The 21,113-nt window shown below is 57.7% G+C and carries 17 protein-coding genes and 1 tRNA gene; 11 read left to right on the plus strand and 7 right to left on the minus strand.

The genetic code is table 11. From position 1 onward, the window contains the following. The first annotated feature begins 126 nt into the window (after nucleotides 1–126). The 4 genes from ASC90_RS04345 to ASC90_RS04360 all read left to right on the plus strand — a co-directional run bounded on the left by ASC90_RS04345 (nucleotide 127) and on the right by ASC90_RS04360 (nucleotide 5,635). Nucleotides 127–1,245 carry a hypothetical protein gene (locus tag ASC90_RS04345; protein WP_056535884.1) on the plus strand — a complete coding sequence of 373 codons (1,119 nt, stop codon included), beginning with the start codon at nucleotides 127–129 and terminating at the stop codon, nucleotides 1,243–1,245. Beyond that, nucleotides 1,227–3,161 (plus strand): hypothetical protein, encoded by a 1,935-nt coding sequence (locus tag ASC90_RS04350; protein WP_056535887.1) that lies wholly within the window; start codon nucleotides 1,227–1,229, stop codon nucleotides 3,159–3,161. Before ASC90_RS04345 ends, ASC90_RS04350 begins: the two co-directional genes overlap by 19 nt. Next, complete coding sequence (locus tag ASC90_RS04355) at nucleotides 3,142–5,148, plus strand: site-specific integrase (RefSeq protein ID WP_056535890.1); 2,007 nt, start codon at nucleotides 3,142–3,144, stop codon at nucleotides 5,146–5,148. The genes ASC90_RS04350 and ASC90_RS04355 overlap by 20 nt, the downstream gene beginning before the upstream one ends. 85 nt (nucleotides 5,149–5,233) lie before the next feature. After that, nucleotides 5,234–5,635, plus strand: a complete 402-nt coding sequence (locus ASC90_RS04360) for a hypothetical protein (protein WP_162246952.1) — start codon at nucleotides 5,234–5,236, stop codon at nucleotides 5,633–5,635. 628 nt (nucleotides 5,636–6,263) lie between these two features. On the opposite strand, the gene ASC90_RS04365 is transcribed toward ASC90_RS04360, so the two are convergent. The 5 genes from ASC90_RS04365 to ASC90_RS04385 all read right to left on the minus strand — a co-directional run bounded on the left by ASC90_RS04365 (nucleotide 6,264) and on the right by ASC90_RS04385 (nucleotide 13,863). Beyond that, a complete protein-coding gene (locus ASC90_RS04365; protein WP_056535896.1) occupies nucleotides 6,264–10,088 on the minus strand; it encodes a vitamin B12-dependent ribonucleotide reductase in 3,825 nt (1,274 codons plus the stop codon). 591 nt (nucleotides 10,089–10,679) lie between these two features. Further along, on the minus strand, nucleotides 10,680–11,267 hold the full coding sequence (locus ASC90_RS04370) for a hypothetical protein (RefSeq protein ID WP_056535899.1): 588 nt from the start codon (nucleotides 11,265–11,267) through the stop codon (nucleotides 10,680–10,682). Between the two features lie 194 nt (nucleotides 11,268–11,461). Then, nucleotides 11,462–11,959, minus strand: a complete 498-nt coding sequence (gpt, locus tag ASC90_RS04375; protein WP_056535901.1) for a xanthine phosphoribosyltransferase — start codon at nucleotides 11,957–11,959, stop codon at nucleotides 11,462–11,464. A 173-nt stretch (nucleotides 11,960–12,132) separates the two neighbouring features. Beyond that, nucleotides 12,133–12,975, minus strand: coding sequence for a universal stress protein (locus tag ASC90_RS04380; RefSeq protein ID WP_056535904.1), 843 nt, complete (start codon nucleotides 12,973–12,975; stop codon nucleotides 12,133–12,135). A 126-nt stretch (nucleotides 12,976–13,101) separates the two neighbouring features. Next, nucleotides 13,102–13,863, minus strand: a complete 762-nt coding sequence (locus ASC90_RS04385; RefSeq protein ID WP_056535907.1) for a competence/damage-inducible protein A — start codon at nucleotides 13,861–13,863, stop codon at nucleotides 13,102–13,104. 297 nt (nucleotides 13,864–14,160) lie between these two features. On the opposite strand from ASC90_RS04385, the gene wrbA reads away from it, so the two are divergent. Then, nucleotides 14,161–14,757, plus strand: a complete 597-nt coding sequence (gene wrbA / locus ASC90_RS04390) for an NAD(P)H:quinone oxidoreductase type IV (RefSeq protein WP_056536177.1) — start codon at nucleotides 14,161–14,163, stop codon at nucleotides 14,755–14,757. Between the two features lie 93 nt (nucleotides 14,758–14,850). Here the strand turns inward: wrbA and ASC90_RS30215 are convergent, their stop codons facing one another. Further along, on the minus strand, nucleotides 14,851–14,979 hold the full coding sequence (locus ASC90_RS30215; RefSeq protein WP_280138304.1) for a hypothetical protein: 129 nt from the start codon (nucleotides 14,977–14,979) through the stop codon (nucleotides 14,851–14,853). Nucleotides 14,980–15,184: 205 nt separating this feature from the next. Between ASC90_RS30215 and ASC90_RS04395 the strand changes: the two genes are divergently transcribed. From ASC90_RS04395 to ASC90_RS04405, 3 genes are all read left to right on the plus strand, one after another. Then, nucleotides 15,185–15,269, plus strand: a tRNA-Leu gene (locus ASC90_RS04395). Nucleotides 15,270–15,604: 335 nt separating this feature from the next. After that, the gene (locus ASC90_RS04400) at nucleotides 15,605–16,006 is read left to right on the plus strand and encodes a cupin domain-containing protein (RefSeq protein WP_056535910.1); all 402 of its coding nucleotides are present in this window, start codon (nucleotides 15,605–15,607) and stop codon (nucleotides 16,004–16,006) included. A gap of 26 nt (nucleotides 16,007–16,032) precedes the next feature. After that, on the plus strand, nucleotides 16,033–17,331 hold the full coding sequence (locus ASC90_RS04405) for an epoxide hydrolase family protein (protein ID WP_056535912.1): 1,299 nt from the start codon (nucleotides 16,033–16,035) through the stop codon (nucleotides 17,329–17,331). Between the two features lie 120 nt (nucleotides 17,332–17,451). On the opposite strand, the gene ASC90_RS04410 is transcribed toward ASC90_RS04405, so the two are convergent. Beyond that, nucleotides 17,452–17,805, minus strand: coding sequence for a VanZ family protein (locus ASC90_RS04410; protein ID WP_056535915.1), 354 nt, complete (start codon nucleotides 17,803–17,805; stop codon nucleotides 17,452–17,454). Nucleotides 17,806–17,983: 178 nt separating this feature from the next. Between ASC90_RS04410 and ilvA the strand changes: the two genes are divergently transcribed. The 3 genes from ilvA to ASC90_RS04425 all read left to right on the plus strand — a co-directional run bounded on the left by ilvA (nucleotide 17,984) and on the right by ASC90_RS04425 (nucleotide 21,110). Further along, nucleotides 17,984–19,234: a threonine ammonia-lyase gene (gene ilvA, locus ASC90_RS04415; protein ID WP_056535918.1), complete on the plus strand. Its 1,251-nt coding sequence runs from the start codon at nucleotides 17,984–17,986 to the stop codon at nucleotides 19,232–19,234. A gap of 36 nt (nucleotides 19,235–19,270) precedes the next feature. Further along, nucleotides 19,271–19,597, plus strand: a complete 327-nt coding sequence (locus tag ASC90_RS04420; RefSeq protein WP_056535921.1) for an HlyU family transcriptional regulator — start codon at nucleotides 19,271–19,273, stop codon at nucleotides 19,595–19,597. Nucleotides 19,598–19,838: 241 nt separating this feature from the next. After that, complete coding sequence (locus ASC90_RS04425; RefSeq protein WP_200950840.1) at nucleotides 19,839–21,110, plus strand: GGDEF domain-containing protein; 1,272 nt, start codon at nucleotides 19,839–19,841, stop codon at nucleotides 21,108–21,110. Nucleotides 21,111–21,113 lie beyond the last annotated feature (3 nt).

Below are 21,113 nucleotides of genomic sequence, written 5' to 3' on the forward strand. Positions count from 1 at the left end.
ACGCCAAGGAACTCAAAAAGCGTGGTCGCAGATTGCCCGTCGATTTGGCATGGCAACCGAATTTCACGACCGTTCTCTGCCTATATGAGGGAACGGCATTCCGGCCGTTGGTCACCGAAAATCGGCGTGGAAGCGGACGAGGTTGCGCGCTCGATTAAGACGATAAACCGCATCGCCTACAATCTTGTCGACTTCCTTAACTGGCTCAATGCTCACGGCATTAGCCCGGAGAGGGCTACCTACGCACAGGTGCTCGCGTATCAGGAAGATATCCGCAATGGCAGGTGGGGAAAGGGCAATCGCGAATTATCCCCGGCGTGGGCTAATGAAAAGGCGGATGAAGCCTGCTCGTTTCTGAGGTGGTTCGCGGAAAACGGGTATAGGGCAGCGTTCACCGTTCAAACCCGTCAAGTCCGAGTTCCCTCTCTTTCGGGTCAAGGCAAAACCGAGAACCGGGAGGTTCGCAATTCTAGGTGTAAGGGAAGCTACGATCCACTCCATGTCCTAAGTCTTCCGTCCGAACCCGCAGTCCTTACCTGGTTGGATGCGGTTCGGCTCCGACGAGGTCGATCGAAGTCCCTCGCATGTCGTGGGGTTGTGGAGTTGGCTACTCGGAAGCTTGAAACATGTTCGATTGCGGTCGAGCAATGGCCGACAGGCGAAGAGATCACAAAAGCAGAGCGGGGTGGCAAGAAGCAAGTCAGAATCATGATCACGAACAACACGAAGAATTCGAGGCCGCGAGCGGTTGATTTTGACGTTCAGTTCGCTCGTATCGTCAGGTCTTGGATCGATGGGCCACGAGTAAACCTGGCGGAAATTTACTTCCGGCGGACAGGGATACGCCCCAGACAATTGTTCCTTTCGGATGCAAAAGGCTTCGAAGGCACCCCCATATCGCCAGTGACGCTATATGAATGCTTCAAGATGCGAACTGAGGGTGGACCGGAAATATGGTTTCCTCATCTGGGTCGGCACTACTCGATATGTGCTGGTCTGATCGAGGGACTTCGAAAAGAAGCCACCGCGATGAACGGCTTGCTGCATAATATGCCACTCAACTGGGTCAAAAACCGCACCGAGTACCACCTGAACATTCAACGCCGGAAGGCGGGCCATCTCAGCGCGGCAACCACCGAGATTTACACCCAGTGGGTCGAGACCAACCTTATCCTGAGACCAACGACCGATGAGTGGCATAGCTTCCTCGAAACGGGAGATAGCGCATGCCAGAAGACGGTATGATGTTTTCGGACTGGATTGTACCCCCGGGCGGAGAGGCACCTTACGAAGTAGATTTCTCAGAGTTTTACTTTGGTCGGAATGCAGAGGACAACGTTAGAGGGGCAAAGCTGTGGAAACGCGATATTCTCGGCATGCCGAATTTGGCCGAGGATTTCCGCCACGTAATGTTGGTCAACCCAGTTCAGAAGAAGCTGTTCCCCACCTATGCGAGCGCTTGGCGGAACATTCATCGGTTTCTCGAGGACAACCCGGACCTTCCGCCTTTGAATTCCATCTCGGACTTCCTCGATATTCACGGAATGCGCTTAAAGCAGTGGACGAAAAAGAACAAACTGGGGGTCGATCTCTACAAACGCATCAAATGGATTCTCGACAAACATTTCCAGGAGTTTCACAGGAGCCGTTCGCCCTTCCCCGCGCGAGATGCAACAAAGGATCCAGATCCGGTTGAGCCCGACTTCGTCGGCCTACAACGTCTCGGGCTCGCATTGAGAAACCATGCGCGCTCTATCAAAGCTATGTGGCGGGAGGGTGCACGCCTTGCAGCCAGTGGCATGGACCCGCGTAAGGCGGTCGAAGCGTGGGATCGGCCAGAGAATCACGTGAAGCTCGTCTACGTTTTGACAAACCACCACCTCCCGACGCGAGAACAACTATCGCGTTCGGATGCAAAGGGCTTGAATGACCCGAGTATCGCGTTCCCGTCCTATTGCCCTCCAGGCGCGATCCTTGCGGAGAAGTTCGCATACGGAGTTAAGCTGAGGTGGCGTTTTCCCAGTATGGCTGACCTCTCAGTGTTCTTGTGGATGTTCCTTATCATGACGGGCTTCAATCTAGCGGCAGCTCTCGATATCGACGTCACGAAGGACGATACGTGGTTCCTGAAAGCCCTTCAAGATGAAGACCATGTATTGATTTTTTCGAGAAAGGAAAAGGTTGGAAAGCGAGTGTACTCCCCATCCAAGGTGAAGGCGGAGTTCCACGCGTTCAGCATCATCAAACTGCTGATTGAGGCTAGCCGACCCTTGCGCGCAACTGCCACGCGACAGCTTAATGACTTGGAGAAGCAGAATCGTTCCGCGTATAGCCATGAACGCCAACAAGAGATCGTCCGGCTGCGACATGTCGTCAAGAGCCCGTGGCTATTCGTACGTGCCAACGATCCCTGCAAGGTCTACTGCCTTCTAGGCGCAGAAGCGCCTCGTTTGAACACCTTTATTCGGTTGGTAGCCGACGAAGCCGGCCTACTCGAAGAACATGAGTATCTCGCGACTCTGACGACTTCCCAGGCTCGTGACTCGATGATCAATTTCGCCTACCGGCATTCCAAGCGGCTGAGCATTGCCAAGCTGGCATCCGGACATTCCGACTTCCGGAGCCTTCGCTATTATCTCGCGAAGAAGAAGATTAAACGAGCCAATTTCCGCACGGTTAACAACGTACTGACACACACCTTCGCAGCAATTCGCGCCGACAGGGTATTCGATGAGACGCAGATCAAGATTTCGTTGACCAATGGTGAAATTACGCCGGAGCAGAAAGAGCGGCTCCTGGACTATCGCCAGCGTACTAGGCTCGGGATGGGTTGTTTGAACCCAACGGATCCGCCACGGGAGATCGCTCCAAATCATCCAGAAAATCAGGTTTGCCGTATTCAACGCTGCACGGGCTGCGTTCACGGCCGCGTTTTTCCAGAAAGTGTGCAGCCCCTCGCCGCCACCCTGGCAGACCTCTTTCACCTCAAGAGAAAGGTGCCGCTCGCGAGCTGGCAAGGCTCTTCGTTTGAAGAGGAAGCGGAATCGATCGCGTTAACACTACAGTTGTTCGATCCGGCAATCGTTGCGAAGCATTTTCGCGCGAGGCAGGCAGAGCTTGAGGCGGGAGCCGAGGTCTTTGATGTCTATCCACATTACTGAGAAGGAATTCGTTGAAAAGCGCGAGGATGTGATCGTTGAATGGGGAGGAATCAGTGCAATCCGAAAGCTTCCTTGGGAGCAGATTGCAAGGATAGAGATGTTCGACGGATCGCCGCCCCTTGGGTCTGGATGCATCATCATACCGGAGGATTATCTTCCCCCCGGAAAAAGTAGAAGGATCACCGCACGAACGATGACCTTTTCGGACTGGATCCCGCACCCATCGCCGGATCAATTTGAATGGCTTGGACGGGCTCTACTGGCGCTTTGGCTTCCGTATAGAAGCCGTCGAAACAAGGTAGCGGCGTCGGGGAGCAGTTTAGTGGATCGGATGAAGCGACTTCGCCTGATGGTGGAAAGTTCCTCGGAGTCCGCGACTTGGGGAGGGGACTTGTGGACTCTACTGTTTGAGCTTCAGGACAAGCGCTACGCGGGTGTCAGTTGCGAAAAACGAGGGATAGAAAAAATGGATCAGGTCATCCGCATCTTGGCGGAGGCTGCAGAGGATGGGGTAATGCCCGCGCCGACAAGGCCTCGATCGAGGAAAAAGAAGCGGTCTGGCGAACAGACGTATATTCGGGATGGGGGCGAGACACCAGTTCAAACCAAGTCGCTGCCCGGCGGGAAGTTTGCCCATTTCTCAACCAATTTCGTATCCCGACTGATGGCAATTTGTCTGTGGATGCAGGACAATCTCGCCGATCAGGTCGTTAATTGTCTCAAACTGGCGGAGGACGCGGTCCGGAGGTACGACGGACAAATGTACAGGGAGAAGGCGCTCGCCATAAAGAATGCGGTGCTTGCGGACTTTCGATGGCGTGATGCGGAAGGAAACATGCTGACCAAGCTTCCTTTCAAGGTGCCGCACAGGGTTGGGCAGAGAAGTTCCTTGTCGGATGCATGGCCGCCCAAAAACTGGAGCACGTTTCGCGTGCTTATCCCGGTTGTGCAGGTCACGAATGTTGCAGTGTTAGCCTTCTGTACCGGGGGCCGGCATCACGAAGTCGCGGGGATGGTGAAAACTAACCTCCAGCTGGACGATGAGCTAATCCGCGCAAGGACCTATAAATATAGTAGAAATCTAGGCGGCATTGAGCGGGATTGGCCGCTCCACGAGATCGCGGCTCGTGCGGTGGAGATTCAAGACAGGTTGGCTGCGATAATTCGGCCGGAAGGAACAGACCACCTGTGGGTCCAGGTCATACCTTCTAAAGCAAGTGCCCGTGGGGCTCCGCTGGCCGACCTTTCGGAGCTCTCGCACGACACTTTGGAGCGGATCAAACTCATTGACCCGGAGGAAGGCAGGGCCCACCTCCATCGATGGCGTCACACGATCGCTCGTCTTATCGGTATCATCGTGGACGACGCACAGGAGGTGTTGCAGGACCTCTTTGGTCACAACAACGTCGAAAACGTCCTGATTTACCTCCTGTCAAACGCTGAAATTGCTGCCGAAGCTATTCAAGTAGCCGAGGAGGCGGCCTTTGTTCTGGCGCAGGACGCCTTAAAGGAGGTGATGGCGGGCAAAGCAGCGGGGCCTGCGGCCCAGCGCATCTTCGTGGCAATGGAAGACTACAGGATGCAGCGCGGGATTAAAGCTCTTGGAACAGACGATATTGAAGAGGCGGCCATGCTCCTGAACCTTGAAGGCACGGCTTTTCGTCGTGTGAAGGGCGGGATACTTTGTACCAAGGCACCTGGCCAACTTGCCCCATGTACGCGCGGTCGCGGGCGTGAGGACGTCGGCTCTTGCCGCACAGACTGCCTAAATAGGCTGGAACTCGAAGTCGAACGCAAGGCACTAGTCACAGAGCTTCAGGATCTAGCTCGCCAATTCTCGGAGACACCGTCGGAATTCGTCATGATAAAGGAGCGGCTTGCGGGGCAGTTACTGGCTTACTCACGCCGAACCCCTGATTCGCAGGCAATACTCCGACCGATGCTCTCGTCGTCGGACTTCGAGCGGGTGTTTAATGAAGCGGCCTAGAGCGATCAGGCTTCGTAATAACGGCCCTCTACCGAAGCTTTTAGCGGTTGAAGGGAGGTCGGTCGATGAGCGGTTACAGGATGCGATGGAGCTAATCGAGAAAGAGATAGACTCCGATAATGGTGTCTTCTCGCTGACCGGACGGGGGCCAACCGTCCAGATGGTGTTATGGAGAGCGGGCTTTTCTCCTAGCTTCTTGGAGAAGAAGGGGAAGGACAAACGGCGTGATCAACTCCAGGCCGACAGAAAAAACCTCATCGAGAAATGGATGAGGAGGATTACGCTGACCCACGCGCCGCTTATGCGCGACATTGAAAAACGGGCCGATGACCGGGACTCGACTAACGATGAAGTCCTTGAAGCTTATCGGCAAGCATATCACGACGCCGAGTTAGACCTCTTGGAAGCGCAAATCGAAATCGAGGAACTGAAAGCAACGGTTGTTGAACTTCGTCAGAAATTGAAGACCCTAGAAAGCAGCTACTAGCGACCGATAATGTCGTCCAAGTTGATTTGATCGCTTCCGATCTCAACGCGACGATTAATCCAGCCTTCCTAATTTACAAATGCATTCATTTCGAAAACCTTGCGCTGTTCTAACGAACTCGCGACTAAGTATGCAGCGCCGGGTTCGTATTGGGCGACATCAAACATGAAGTACAGTCTCGCTTTTGCGCGGCGTAAGTGTCAAGTCTGCTCGGAAGATTGAAGGCGAAAATTAAGCTGCCGTAGACGCCTCATCCCGGGCACCATCTGGTTTCCGTTCAAGGGACTCCGGCTAGGATTCGGGTAACCCGATTTTTAAGCCCCGAGCCACGTTATCCCTAGCGAAATCGACCGTCTATGTGTAACATTACTGCTACGGTGCAGGCAGGGATGCCGATGACCGTGAAGGGTTATGTCACGAACGGCTTCCACTTGGGAAGCTGAGACCGTGTCCTTTTCGGAGGACACGTTGGGCAGGTGCGACCTGCTTCTCCCCCGCCCCCCCCGATGGGGGCGCTGCCCCCAAACCCCCGGTAATGGGGACTTTCAGCCCCCAAACCCCCGAGGATATTTCTAGAAGGGTTATGCCTTTGGTCTCGTCATCCCGTAGTGTGGAGTAATGAGAGTAATCAGGAGCACCCACTAGTACTTCCGCAAGTGTCACACTTCTCGCAGGTGCCGTTGCGCACCATCGTGAAGTTTTGGCACTCCGAGCAAATGTTGCCGGTGTAGCCTTGCATGATCGAGCGAGCCCGACGTTCGGATTCCAGCTTCTTGGCTTCCGTCTTGGCCGACGCGGCGTCTGCCGCTGCCTTGTCGGAGAAGAGGGCTGTTGCCTGCTGCTGGCCTTCGCTGACAATCTCTTCCGTCACTTCTTCCGCTATCTCCTCGGCCAATTCCTTGGCGCGCTCCTCATACTCGCGCTTGAAGGACACGATTTCAGAGGTGGAGATGGCGAGCGTTGGCTCGATCCTGCGGGCCGCCGCACCGGCAAACGACGTCACCGTGGCACCGGAGGAGGCACGCGCTGGGGCAGCGGTCGCCGAACCCTTTGGCTCACCGGGCGCCTGACGTTCGTTGCCGGAGACCAGCGTCGGCTTGTAGCCGCGGGTCCAGCCGGTGGAGACGAGGTTGGTCTTGCCTTCCTGAATGCCCTTGCCGAGTGCCGTGTTCGAGAAGTCGGACGTATCGACATGCGCCAGATCGTGGCGGCCCAGATAGGAGACGGCGAGTTCGCGGAACACGTAGTCGAGGATTGACGTGGCGTTCTTGATCGCGTCGTTGCCGATGACCATGCCGGCCGGTTCGAACTTGGTGAAGGTGAAGGCCTCCACGTATTCCTCGAGCGGCACGCCGTACTGCAGGCCGAGCGAGATGGCGATGGCGAAGTTGTTCATCATCGCACGGAAGGCGGCGCCTTCCTTGTGCATGTCGATGAAGATCTCGCCGATGCGGCCGTCGCCGAATTCGCCGGTACGGAGGTACACCTTGTGTCCGCCGACGGCAGCCTTCTGGGTGTAGCCCTGACGGCGGTTCGGGAGTTTTTCACGCTCGCGGGTGACGCGTTCGACCACACGCTCGATGATCTTCTCGGTGATGGTGACGGCCTGGGCGGCGACCGGCTGCTGCAGCAGATCGTCCAGTGCATCCTCGTCGTTCTCGTCTTCGATCAGCGAGGCATTCAGCGGCTGTGACAGCTTGGAGCCGTCGCGATAGAGGGCGTTTGCCTTGAGGCCGAGCTTCCAGGAAAGCATGTAGGCGCTCTTGCAATCGTCGACCGTCGCGTCGTTCGGCATGTTGATGGTCTTGGAGATCGCGCCCGAGATGAACGGTTGGGCGGCGGCCATCATGCGGATGTGGCTGTCGACCGAGAGATAACGCTTGCCGATCTTGCCGCATGGGTTGGCGCAATCGAAGACGGCGAGATGTTCGTTCTTCAGGAACGGCGCTCCCTCGAGCGTCATCGCACCGCAGACGTGAACGTTGGCAGCCTCAATGTCCTTCTTCGAGAAGCCGAGGTGGTCGAGCAGGTTGAAGCTCATGTCGCCGAGCTGTTCGTCGGAAACCTTCAGCGTCGTCTTCAGGAAGTCGGTGCCGAGCGTCCACTGGTTGAACACGAACTTGATGTCAAAGGCCTGCTTCAGCGCGCCGTTGACAGCTTCGATCTTCTCGTCGGTGAAACCCTTGGCCTTCAGCGAGCCGGGGTTGATCGCCGGTGCCTGATTCAGGTTGCCGTGGCCGACAGCGTAAGCTTCGATCTCGGCAATCTGGCTTTCCGAATAGCCGAGCGTACGCATGGCTTCCGGAACAGCGCGGTTGATGATCTTGAAGTAGCCGCCGCCGGCGAGCTTCTTGAACTTCACCAGCGCGAAGTCAGGCTCAATGCCGGTGGTGTCGCAATCCATGACGAGGCCGATCGTGCCTGTCGGCGCGATAACGGTCGCCTGGGCGTTGCGGTAGCCGTGCTTTTCGCCGAGTTCGAGAGCCTTGTCCCAGGCGCTCTTGGCATGCGCTACAAGGTCCTGGTCCGGGTTTTCGGAATGGATCAGCGCGACCGGTTTGATCGACAGGCCTTCGTAGCCCGAAGTCTCGCCGTGAGCGGCGCGGCGATGGTTGCGGATGACACGCAGCATTGCTTCGCGGTTCGGCTTGAACATCGGGAACGGTCCGAGTTCGGAAGAGATTTCGGCCGAGGTGGCGTAGGAAATGCCGGTCATGATCGCCGTCAGCGAGCCGGCGATGGCGCGGGCTTCGTCCGAGTCATAAGGGATACCCGACGACATCAAGAGACCGCCGATATTGGCGTAGCCGAGGCCGATCGTGCGGTATTCGTAGGAGCGTTCGGCGATCTGCTTCGACGGGAACTGCGCCATCATGACGGAGACTTCGAGAACAACGGTCCAGAGGCGAACGGCATGTTCGTAATCGGCGATATCGATGCGCTTGGTTGCCGCGTCCTTGAACTGCAGCAAGTTCAGCGAGGCAAGGTTGCAGGCCGTGTCGTCGAGGAACATGTATTCCGAGCACGGGTTGGAAGCGCGGATCGGTCCGGCAGCCGGGCTGGTGTGCCAGTCGTTCATCGTCGTGTTGAAGTGCAGGCCCGGATCGGCCGATGCCCAAGCGGCATAGGAGATCGACTCCCACAGGTCGCGGGCCTTCAGTGTCTTCATGACCTTGCCGTCCTTGCGGGCGGTCAGGTTCCAGTCGCCGTCGTTTTCGACAGCGCGCAGGAAGTCGTCCTTGATCGAGACCGAGTTGTTGGAATTCTGGCCGGAGACCGTGAGGTAGGCTTCCGAATCCCAGTCGGTGTCGTAGGTCTTGAATTCGAGATCCTTGTAGCCCTGGCGAGCGAACTGGATGACGCGGCCGATATAGTTTTCCGGAACCTGGTCCTTTTTGGCAGCGCGGATTTCGCGCTTCAGGGCAGGGTTCTTGTTGGCGTCGAAGCAATCGCCGTCATCGCCGCCGTCGCAATTGACGCAGGCCTTCATGATCGCCTTCAGATGCTTGGCGACGACCTTGGAGCCGGTCACGAGAGCAGCAACCTTCTGCTCTTCCTTCACCTTCCAGTTGATATATTCTTCGATATCCGGATGGTCGATGTCGACCACGACCATCTTTGCCGCACGGCGTGTGGTGCCGCCCGACTTGATCGCGCCGGCAGCCCGGTCGCCGATCTTCAGGAAGCTCATCAGGCCGGAGGAACGGCCGCCGCCGGAAAGCTTTTCGCCTTCGCCACGGAGGTAGGAGAAGTTCGAGCCGGTGCCGGAGCCGTACTTGAAGAGGCGTGCTTCGCGGACCCACAGGTCCATGATGCCGCCTTCGTTGACGAGATCGTCTTCAACTGACTGGATAAAGCAGGCATGCGGCTGCGGATGTTCGTAGGCCGACTTCGACTTCGTCAGCTTGCCGGTGAAGGGGTCGACGTAGAAGTGGCCCTGGCCGGGGCCGTCGATGCCGTAAGCCCAGTGCATGCCGGTGTTGAACCACTGCGGCGAGTTCGGGGCAACGCGCTGTGTGGCGAGCATATAGGCAAGCTCGTCGCGGAAAGCAGAGGCATCTTCCTCGGACGAAAAATAGCCGCCCTTCCAGCCCCAGTAGGTCCAGGTGCCGGCAAGACGGTCAAAGACCTGGCGCGCATCGGTTTCAGAACCGTACTGCTCTTCCTTGGGCAACGCTTTCAGCGCTGCCTCATCGGCAACCGAACGCCACAGGAAGGAAGGCACGTCGTTCTCTTCGACCTTCTTCAGCCGCGCCGGCACGCCCGCCTTGCGGAAATACTTCTGCGCCAGAATGTCGGCAGCAACCTGTGAAAACTGCGCAGGAACGTCGATGTTCTCGAGGCGGAATACGATCGACCCGTCCGGGTTCTTGATCTCGCTGGTCGCCTTGCGGAATTCGATAGCCGCGTAAGCGCCCTGATCTGCCTTCGTAAACCGGCGTTCTATGCGCATGTGCCTTAACCTCTAGCTCGCGCGCCCCATCCCCGTCGACCAAGGCGCAAGTTTCCACCTCCGGCAGCGCCGGTAGGGGCGCAGCCAGTTCTCTTTTCCGTACCGTCACAGGAGTGTCATCCGGAGATGTTTATCCTGTATCTTGTGGTGATGGTGGCTGCAAACACTAAATATAGTATTAACAGCTTCTTATTGCCAGCCCCCGACATTATTTTTTGGTGGCCAAAAACCGCGCACAAAAACCCTCGTGGCGCTTGCCCATCATGGATGCAACGCCCTGATTCTACGCTCGATTTATGATAAGAACCGGGCTCGTTATCTCCGGTCCAGCTGCCGCCGCAACATCGGACTCCATTAAGTTTCAAACAGGCGATTCCGTCAAGAGTTTGTTTTTAACGAAGCGTTCACCACAAGATGTTGTGGATCGGCCTGTGGAGAGTGGGGAAAAGAAAGTCATCTAGGAATTTCAATGGGTTGTGCCGACATTCATCCGCTAAGCGTCAAAAAGAGAAGAAAATCAACCACCGCGTTGTTTTGGCAATAGCTTTCAGTGCGCAAATAGGCAGGTCGATTCGTTGGAGCCGAACTGGCTCATAACGCGTCGATTGCGATCGTCACGGTGGCTGTGCCGATGGGTTTTCCGCCGTCATCCTTGATCACGAAACTTGCCTGGGTTTCAAGCCGTTGCGTTTGATCGTCGCGCTCGGCCCGGTCGATGAATATCTCGTTGGAGTGCTTTGCGAATGTTTTCAGAAACTTGTCTTCGTCACCCTGCCAGTAGTCGGCGGTCACTGTGCTCTGGCCGACATTGAGACCGTGTCGATCGGTCACGAAAAGTTCGACGATCGCGCCCTGCGAATCATCTTGCCGCGATTTGAGGTACAGCGAGACCGGCTTGGCGAGGAGACGTCTCATCATCTGCCCCTGGCCGGACTGCGCCTCCGCGCGATAGGTGTCGTCCAGTACCCGTATGTCCATCTCACTGACATTGCCGAACTTGACGTTCTGGTCTTCTATCGACCTGCGGACGAGAGGCGTGTCGACCATCGGCTTCACGAGTTTGTCGACATACGCCCGCACGACCGCCACATACGCAGGCTCCGCCGCGCCCGCGGAAGGGAATAGGCAGAGCCACAGCCCAAATGCCGCTATTGTGCCGCCATGCCCCAAACGCATCATAGTCATTCCAACATCGCGCCCGCGATTGTGCCCTGGCGTGGCAGCCGTTCGGACGCAGTCGATGCCAGCCAGACTGCTCTGCCAGAATAAGGCTTCAGGCAGAAGCCCGACAGCGAATTCCCTGGGTTTAGTTAAACAAAGATTTTCACAATTTAAAATTGTCGTCGCGGCGACGATTCGCCGAGCCGGTCCGTTCAGCCGCGTCCACCCTTGGCGATTGGCTCCTGGTAGGTGAAACCCATGTCCCATGGAAAATAGATCCAGGTGTCCTGGCTGACCTCGGTGACAAAAGTGTCGATCGTCGGAACGCCCTGCGGCTTGGCGTAGACGCATGCGAAATGCGCCTTCGGCAGCATCGTGCGCACTTCGGAGGCCGTCTTGCCCGTATCGGTCAGGTCATCGACAACCAGAACGGCTTCGCCGCCGTCAACCATCAGTTCGGCTGCGATGCCCTTCAGGAGCATCATGTCGCCCTGATTTGCGTAGTCGTGGTAGGAAGCGATGCAAACCGTTTCGATCATTCGGATATTCAACTCGCGTGAAATGATCGCAGCAGGCACCAGGCCGCCGCGTGTGATGCAAACGATCGCCTTGAAATCGCGCTTGAGGCCGGCCAGCCGCCAGGCGAGCGCGCGCGCATCACGGTGGAATTGATCCCAGGATACGGGAAAGGCTTTATCTGGAAGGGACATCGTTTGCTCCGCGGCAGGAAATTGTGACGCGCCGTTTGCTGGCGGCCGGACAGGCATCGGCGGAACGCAAATCGCGCAGCCGGAACTGCGCGAGAGGAGGACCGAGCCGTAGCCAGCCACTGGTCGCCGCAATTAGCGGAATTTGGGCCGAAAACGCAAGCCCCTCGCCATCCTTATCGCGACAGCAGCGTCAATGCCGTCATGGACTGCAACAGCGACTTCGTCGTGCCGCCGAAAATCATCTGCCACAAGCGCGAATGCGTGTAAGCCCCCATTACCAGCAAGTCGATGCTGCTGTCGGACAGGCGGTTCTCGATGACCGCGGAAATGTTCCTGTCGGTGGTCGTAGCGGTGGCGAGCGTGGCCTTAACACCGTGGCGGGCGAGTGTGGCGGCAATATCGGCTCCCGCAACGGCTGCCGATTGCAGCGCATTGTCGACGGGGTCGACGGAAAATACTTCGACCTCGTCCGCTGCCTGCAATATCGGCAAAGCATCGAAGGTCGCACGCGCGGCCTCTTTTGAGCCGTTCCAGGCGACCAGCACGCGCTTAATCGGTTTCGGCTGGCGCAGTATGAAGGGGATGAGCAGGACGGGCCTGCCGCTTTCGAAGAGGAAATTGTCAACATCGACGTGGCTGTCCGAGGGCCTTGCCGGATCAGCCTGCGAGGCAATGAGAAGGTCGGCGCTGCGAGCGCTTTCGATCAGCGGCGCTGAGCCGTAGCCAGCTGAGGAGGAAAAGCTGCGCCACTCGAAGGAAATTCCCTCTGTCTGCGCCTTCCTGCGGAAGATGCGCTCGACCTCCACCGTCTCCGCGTGCGCCATGTCCTGCAACGCCTGGACAGCGACCGGATCCGGAATTTCCATCGGCGCCACGAGGGGGACGACTGCGACTGTTTCTGCATGAAGTCCAATGACGTGGGCATTGTTCTGAGCAGCGATGGCAAAGGCAAAATCGGAAACGGCAGTGCAGTTATCGGCGGTATCAAGAATGGCAAGTATGGTCTTGAAAGACATAATCATTTCTCCTTGCGCGGATGAAATCAGCTTGCGCGGGACAAAGAATGCGCCAGTGCCAGCGCAGGTTCCTTGACGCAGATCATAAGACGGCCTGGCGTAAGATAAATGTCGCTGGGCTTCGGCTTAACGATTCTTGGCGGTCTCCTTTTCTCTGCGGATGGTTTCTATCATTTCCCGGACAAGCACGGCTGCAGCATCGACGGCCTCCCGGGACCGGCCGCGGACGACGATTTCGGTCGAGAAGACCTGGTCGACGTAGCGTGGATAGGAGCCGATGCTCGTCTCCGGGTGCTCTTTCTGAATTGCCGCGAGCGGTGTTCCGATATCGCCCTCGCCGAAGGGGCAGGAGATTGCCACCGAGAGTACGGGCGTGCCGGTTCGGAGGGTCGGAATGACGGCATCGACCATCGCCTGAAAAACCTGGGGCACACCTGCCATGACGTGGACATTGCCGATCACGAACCCGGGCGCCGTGGAGACCTTGTTGGGAATAAGGGCTGCGCCCTCCGGCATTCGGGCCATCCGCTTGCGGGCGTCGGTGAAATCCATCTCGCGACGCTGGTACATCTCGCCTAGCAAGGTCATGGCATCGGCGTTGTATTCGCAGGGACGATCGAAGGCTTTCGAAACCGCGTCGGCAGTGATGTCGTCATGCGTCGGGCCGATGCCACCCGAGGTAAAGATGTAGTCGTACTTGGCGCGCAATGCATTTAGGGCTTCGACGATAGCATTCTCTTCGTCGCCGACGATGCGTACCTCCTTGAGGTCGATAGCCGCTAAAAGCAGCATGTCGGCGAGGTGGCCGATATTCTTGTCCTTGGTGCGGCCGGAAAGAAGCTCGTCGCCAATTGCAAGCATGGCCGCCGTCACAATCTGTTGGGTCATTTGGGAGGTCTCTGTCTTCCTGTTCGCTCGTCTTGGAACTTATACCAAATAGGACAGACGGGAAGTCCATGCAGTGGTCTACGGAAAAGTGAATGCAAGCGGAAAATCGTTCACTGTGAATGAACAGTCCGTTTCCGCGGCAATGGCTGGCTGCATACGTCTCCGTCGGCTAGCGTAGTGGTTAGACGCACCATGCGTTACGAGGCATTCTTTATGATATCCGAGTTTATCAAACGGATTCTATCCGGCGCGCCGAAGACGGCGCCGGCCGCACCACAGAAAAGGGAAACTGCGAAAATGGCTAAGGTTCTGGTACTCTACTATTCGTCCTACGGTCACATCGAGACCATGGCATATGCTGTCGCCGAAGGCGCAAAATCGACCGGCGCGGACGTCGTTGTCAAGCGCGTGCCGGAGCTGGTTCCGGAGGACGTCGCCAAGGCTTCGCACTTCAAGGTGGATCAGGCAGCCCCGGTCGCTACGCCGGACGAACTGGCAGAATACGATGCGATCATCGTTGGTGCGGGCACGCGCTTCGGCACGGTCGCCTCGCAGATGCGCAACTTCTGGGATCAGACCGGTGGTCTCTGGTTCGCGGGCAAGCTTGTCGGCAAGGTCGGCTCGGTGTTCACGTCGTCCGCTACGCAGCACGGTGGGCAGGAATCGACCATTCTCGGCTTCATTCCGACCTTTCTGCATCAGGGTATGGTCGTTGCCGGTCTTCCCTATGCGTTCCAGGGCCAGATGGGTGTTGACGAAATCAAGGGTGGCTCGCCCTACGGCGCGTCCACGATCACCGACGGCGACGGCTCGCGCCAACCTTCCGCAGTCGAGCTGGAAGCTGCCAAGTATCAAGGAGCACATGTCGCCAAGATTGCTGCAAAGCTAGCCTAAGCGACGACTTCTGCACGAGTTTCCGGAGCGCGGTCCTGTGGCCGCGCTTCTTCGTTTTTCCCATCTGCATCGGTTGCTTTGGTGCGCTCAGCCCTAAACGCCCTGAAGCCTGGCATAAAACACAAGCGGAATGCCGAAAATCGCAAGTGCGATCATCAATGCGGTGCCGGTTCGAAACAGCTTTAGGCGCCGCGAGCGTGCACCGTCCCAATCGTAAACCATCGGCTTACTCCCACAAGACAAGCTTTACCAACTGCGCGCCGCCCAACCGCGGCGTTTTTGACGGGCGCATAGAAGCATATTCAAAGATGATAATAAAGGGAGATTGTCCCGGGGGTCGGTGTCGCATCATTGCAAGCGCGTCGGACCACGGTTCGCTATCGACTGGATTGACCGCCCTCGAATATCTCTTGTAGAAGGCTCGCGAGCGGGCGTGGAGAAATTGGTAAACTCAAGGCACTTAAAATGCCTCGGCCTCGGCCTTGCGGGTTCAAGCCCCGCCGCCCGCACCATTTCAAGCATATTGAACGCACCACGTTTTGATCCGCAGCCGATCTCACCTCGCTTCCGTCTCACCACTTAGCCAGGCCAGGACATGCCGTCGGGCTCAAGGGCCGGATGCTACATCTGCTTACAAAATGCCACCCGCGCCGACACACCGCCGATACACGCGGTTGATTGAATTGCACTTGTAGCAGCCAGCGAGACCGGGTCGGCTTTGGCAGCGCCGCTTTTCGACAAATCGGGAATCGGCAGACCAGCCAACACGCAGGACGGTCGACCCTCATGACATTCATGAGGCGGTTTTCAAATCCGACCCTTGTCGGTCTAACGGAGGAAAAGTGATATGAACATGAAACGAATGATGGCAGCAGCCGTGCTCGCCACGGCCATCTCGCTTTCGCTGCAGCCTGTGTACGCGCAGCAACCACAGCTCCACCGCACGGATCTTGTCAAAAGTGACATAAGCGCCCCGGGACACGAGGCTGTGCAGGTGCGCGTCGACTTCGACCCTGGCGCGGTCTCGATCAAGCATCGGCACCCCGGCGAGGAGATCGCTTACGTCCTTGAGGGCACGATCGAGTACCAGCTCGAAGGCAAAAAGCCGGTCGCGCTCAAGGCCGGCGATTCCTTGTTCATTCCGGACGGCGTCGCTCATCTGGCAAGGAACGTCGGTGATGGCAAGGCATCCGAGCTTGCCACCTATGTGGTTAGAAAAGGGGCGACGCTGGTTGAGCCAGCCGAATAGCCGTTGAGAACCGGGGAGGTGTGAAAATGACAACGCGACAGATCGACAGAACTTCGAAACTCACGCGCCGGGCACTGCTTCTCGGTGGAGCGGTAGCCGCGGCGCTGCCTGTGATCAAGCCGACTTTGGCTGCCGCTTCGCAGGCGCCGACCGCCGATGTCCGGCCATTTCGCGTCGCCATACCACAGGAAGCGCTCGACGATCTCCATCGCCGTCTTGTTCTGACGCGATTTCCCGAGCAAGAGACAGTGAGGGATCGTTCTCAGGGTGTGCAACTCACACGGCTACGGCGACTGGTGACGCGGTGGGCAAATGGCTACGACTGGCGCAAGGCCGAGGCGAAGCTAAACGCGTTGCCCCAGTTTATGACGAACATCGATGGACTGGATATTCATTTTATCCATGTCAGATCACGCCACCCGAACGCCATGCCGCTGGTCATGACGCACGGCTGGCCAGGTTCAATTTTCGAGTTTGTCATCGTCGGCCCGCTTACCGACCCCACGGCTTACGGGGGAAGCCCTAATGACGCCTTTGATCTCGTGCTTCCATCAATTCCGGGATTCGGCTTTTCTGAAAAGCCACAGGGCACAGGCTGGAACCCGGACCGCATCGGCCGTGCCTGGGACACACTTATGAAGCGTCTGGGCTACGAATCCTATGTTTCCCAAGGCGGGGATTGGGGTGCGATCATTTCTGACGCCATGGCGCGACAAGCGCCGGCCAGTCTTCTGGGCATTCACGTGAACCGGATCGAGCGTGCGACAACAGTTCCGCCGGAAGTCGCCAAGGCATTGAAGAGCGGTGAACCGGCGCCACCAAGCCTGAGCAGCCAGGAGAAGGCGGTGTTCGACCAGATAAGGGAGTTCCTGAACCAAGGGTTCGGATATGCGGCGATCATGGGAACCCGGCCGCAGACAATCGGCTACGGCCTGAGCGACTCACCGACGGGATTGGCGGCGTGGCTGTACGACAAGTTGGCTGACTGGGTCTTTACACGCGGCGACCCCGAGGCATCGATCCCCGAAGACGATATCCTCGACAACATCACACTGTATTGGCTTACCGAGTCAGCCACGTCCAGTGCCCGGATATATTGGGAAAACACTGCCCACGCAGTGAAGCTCATTCCGATCACGATCCCGGCGGCAGTGACAATTTTCCCGGGAGAGGTCTACAGGCCTCCCAGAGGCTGGGTGGAACGCGCTTACAGCAATCTGATCTACTACAACGAGGTTGATGAAGGCGGGCATTTCGCGGCGTGGGAGCAGGCCGACCTGTTCTGTGCCGAGGTGCGCTGTGCCTTCCGTCCTCTCAGGGCGTGAACACTGAAGCTTTGGCCAGTTCCGGACCGTGGTCCGAAACGTTACCGGCAGCTGCGCGGCTGAGCCGATCACACCTCAATCACCGAGCACTCCTTGACGTGCCGGGGTAGCTTACAGGTGCTATCGCTCGAGCTTCGGCAGGACGACCTTGTTGAATATGCAGCCAGCAATGCCCCCGAGGGATGCACCGATCGCCTTCACGAGCGCGTCGTGAAAACGTGGATGCCGGGTCGGTGACAGATACTGCAGGTATTCGATCGCGATTGCGCCAACGATGAGAGACAATATGACCGTTAGCCAGCGCCTCGGGTAGGCGAGCGAAAAAGCAACCCCGACGGCGACATAGGCAAGTACACGGTCGAGATTGACCGAGGTAACGGTGTGCGGTCGCATTCCGATCGGCGAGACGGTCATGAAAACGAGCCCGGCAAGCAGAAACCATGCGATCGGTTTGGCGAATTTGCTTGTGTTCATCGTACGATGGTAGCGTTGGCGTTCAAAAATTGACAGCGCCCGACGATATTATCGCCAGAGGTCGCCGACTAACTTGAGAAAAAGCGTTCCGCGGTCGAACCATATGCTTCACGAATGGGCTTCTTTCCCTTTCGCGCCTATGCCATAGCGGAAGTGCAACAGGAGTGGACGAACGACCGTGACCAGACAGGATGTCGAAACCGCCGAAGAGGCAATCCGCAGCCTTTTTCCGGCGACACCGCTTCAGCTTAACGAGCATCTTTCCGCCCGCTACGCTGCCGATATCTGGCTGAAGCGCGAGGATCTTTCGCCTGTGCGCTCCTACAAGATACGCGGCGCCTTCAATTTCTTTCGCAAGGCGATCGCCGAAGGCGCTGGCGACAGGACCTTCGTTTGCGCCTCGGCCGGTAATCACGCGCAGGGGTTTGCTTTCGTGTGCCGCCACTTCGGCGTTCACGGCATCGTCTTCATGCCGGTGACGACGCCGCAGCAAAAGATCGACAAGACCCGCATGTTCGGCGCGGAGTTCATCACCATCAAGCTGACCGGCGACTTCTTCGATCAATGCTATCAGGCGGCGCGCGACCACGTTGCCGCGATCAGCGGCGTCATGGTGCCGCCTTTCGATCACGTTGACATCATCGAGGGCCAGGCGACCGTCGCCGCGGAGATCATGCAGCAGCTCCCCGAAGGCACCGTGCCTGACATGATGGTGCTGCCGGTTGGCGGGGGTGGCCTGGCGGCCGGCATCACCGGTTACCTCGATGGCATCGTACCTCGGTCGGGCTTCGTCTTCACGGAGCCGGCGGGCGCGCCGAGCCTTCGCCGCAGCATCGAGGCGGGGCAGGTGGTGACACTTCCCAAGGTTGACAATTTCGTCGACGGGGCCGCCGTGGCAAGGATAGGCGACCTGAACTTTGCTGCGCTGAAGGATTTTTCGGCCGATCAGGTTATGCTGATGCCGGAAAACGCGATCTGCGTGACGATCAGTGAGATGCTCAACGTCGAAGGCGTCGTTCTTGAGCCCGCGGGAGCATTGTCGCTGACAGCGATCGCAGCGATGGATCCGGACACCGTCAGGGGCAAGACGATCGTGGCTGTTGTATCCGGGGGAAACTTCGACTTCGAGCGCCTCCCGGATGTGAAGGAGCGGGCAATGCGCTATGCTGGCCTGAAGAAGTATTTTATCCTGCGGATGCCGCAGCGGCCCGGAGCGCTCCGCGATTTTTTGAACCTGCTAGGACCGGACGACGATATCGCTCGCTTCGAATACCTGAAGAAGACGGCGCGCAACTTCGGCTCGGTGCTGATCGGGATCGAAAGCAAGGCACCCGAGAGTTTCGCGGCTCTGGTTGAGAACTTCGAAAAATCGGGTATCGGGTTTGAGGACATCACTGAGAACGAGATCCTCGCAAACCTGATCATTTAACTTTTCTGGCGCGTACCAGCGTGATAAAGGCGAAACATGGCTTCGATCTTCTCCAGCATCTTCTCAATGTTCTCCGGCAGTGAAAAATCAGCTGCCGTATCAGGCGGCGTTCCGTCTGAGCCGCAGCTGTATGGCGATTGCGCCATATATGCCGAGCCGCAGAAGGAAGGTGGTCAGTACCGTCTGGCGGGTCGGATTGAGAAGACGGTCGGGGACGAGGTTCTCGTGCGCAATTTTATCCGTGCCGATATGTTTTCCTCCTCCGACGACGCCATGGAATGCACGGTGCGAAAGGCGCAGCAGATCATCGATCAGAATGGCTCTTCGCTGTTCGGTGATGGCGCTAGGATGCGACAGGTCTGAGCCGATTTCGCCCACGAACAGCGTCAGTGTCCGGTCCGCGACGACATTTGCTCACGCAATCTTAAAGATTGTAGCGAATCTTGGCAGTAGCAGATCTGCAGGACCGCCTCGTGCTTCACTCCATAGCAATACCAACGACCATGATCGCCGCCGCATGTGGCGGTGATCATCGTGTGCCCGTTTCCGGTGATCCGGATCGCTTGCGGATCGTATTGTGGAGTGAGCTGACAGAGTGGAGGACCTGATGGAAGCCTTCAATCTGCTGTTGTTCGTGGTCGAAGCAGTCGGCTATTTCACTCTGATGGTGACGCTGCTGCATTTTCGCCACCGCCTCGGTCTCGGTGTTTTCCTGACGGCGCTTGGCGTCATGCATTTCATGGAGACCTATCTCGCGGCGTCGTTTTACGTCGCGTTGCCCTTCGGCGTTGCGTCGCCCGGATCGTCGGTCTTCTTCGCCGGCAAGCTGATGATGATCCTGATGCTCTACCTGCAGGAAGATGCGGCTACGGTGCGTCAGCCGATCTACGGCCTGCTTGTCGGCAATCTTTTGACCGTCGCCATAGCCTGGATATTGCAGCTGCACCTGACCATCGAACTGTCGCCCGGCCACGCTGCCGACCTTAATTTCCTCAGGGAAATGGGGTGGCTTATGGTCTGGGGGACGGCGCTCCTCTATCTCGACTCGCTAGGGATCATCCTGCTCTATGAGCGGCTCGGACGTTTCCTGAAGCGCAAGGTCATCTGGCGTTTTATGATCTGTGGCCTCGTCCTCCTGACCTTCGACCAGGTCGGCTTTTTCGGAGCGCTCTATTATTTTCTCGATGTGCCGCTCTCAGCCTTCTGGGATGGCTGGCGGGCAAAGATGTTCGCCGTTGGTGTCTACACCGTCCTCTTTGCTATCTATCAGGTCTATGTCCGCCGCGGCAGAGTTGCTACAGGTGCCCGCTCGATCAGCGACGTATTCAGTGATCTGACGTTTCGGGAGCGCTACAACGACCTGCTGGAACGCACGGGCCGCGACGTGCTGACTGGCGTCTATGATCGTGCTCGCATGGAGATGGAAGCGCCGGTCATGATCCGCGAATCGTTGCGGCTGGGGCAGTTCGCTACCGTCGTGATCCTCGATGCCGACCACTTCAAGGACGTTAACGACCAGTTTGGTCATTTGCAGGGCGACGAGGTGCTGAAGGCGATCACCAAGCGCCTGGGCAATATCTTGCGTTCGTCTGATCGGATATTCCGTTTTGGCGGCGAGGAATTTGTGGCTGTTTGCCCCGGCACGGATCACGACGAGGGATTGCTCTTTGCCGAACGCCTGCGCTGGACCATCGCGACGAGCGTCAGGACGCCCGACGGCACGCCGGTGACTGTAAGTATCGGCGTTGCAACCGCCGATGAGGACGGCGCCAGCTTCCAGAGCGTCTTGACTGCAGCCGACAATCGTCTCTATCAGGCAAAGAAAAGCGGCCGCAACTGCGTTGTCGGCCGCTCCGGTCTCGTCATTGCGGGTTGAGGC

This window comes from Rhizobium sp. Root1220 (assembly GCF_001426265.1).
In the GTDB taxonomy this organism is placed as follows: Bacteria; Pseudomonadota; Alphaproteobacteria; order Rhizobiales; family Rhizobiaceae; genus Rhizobium.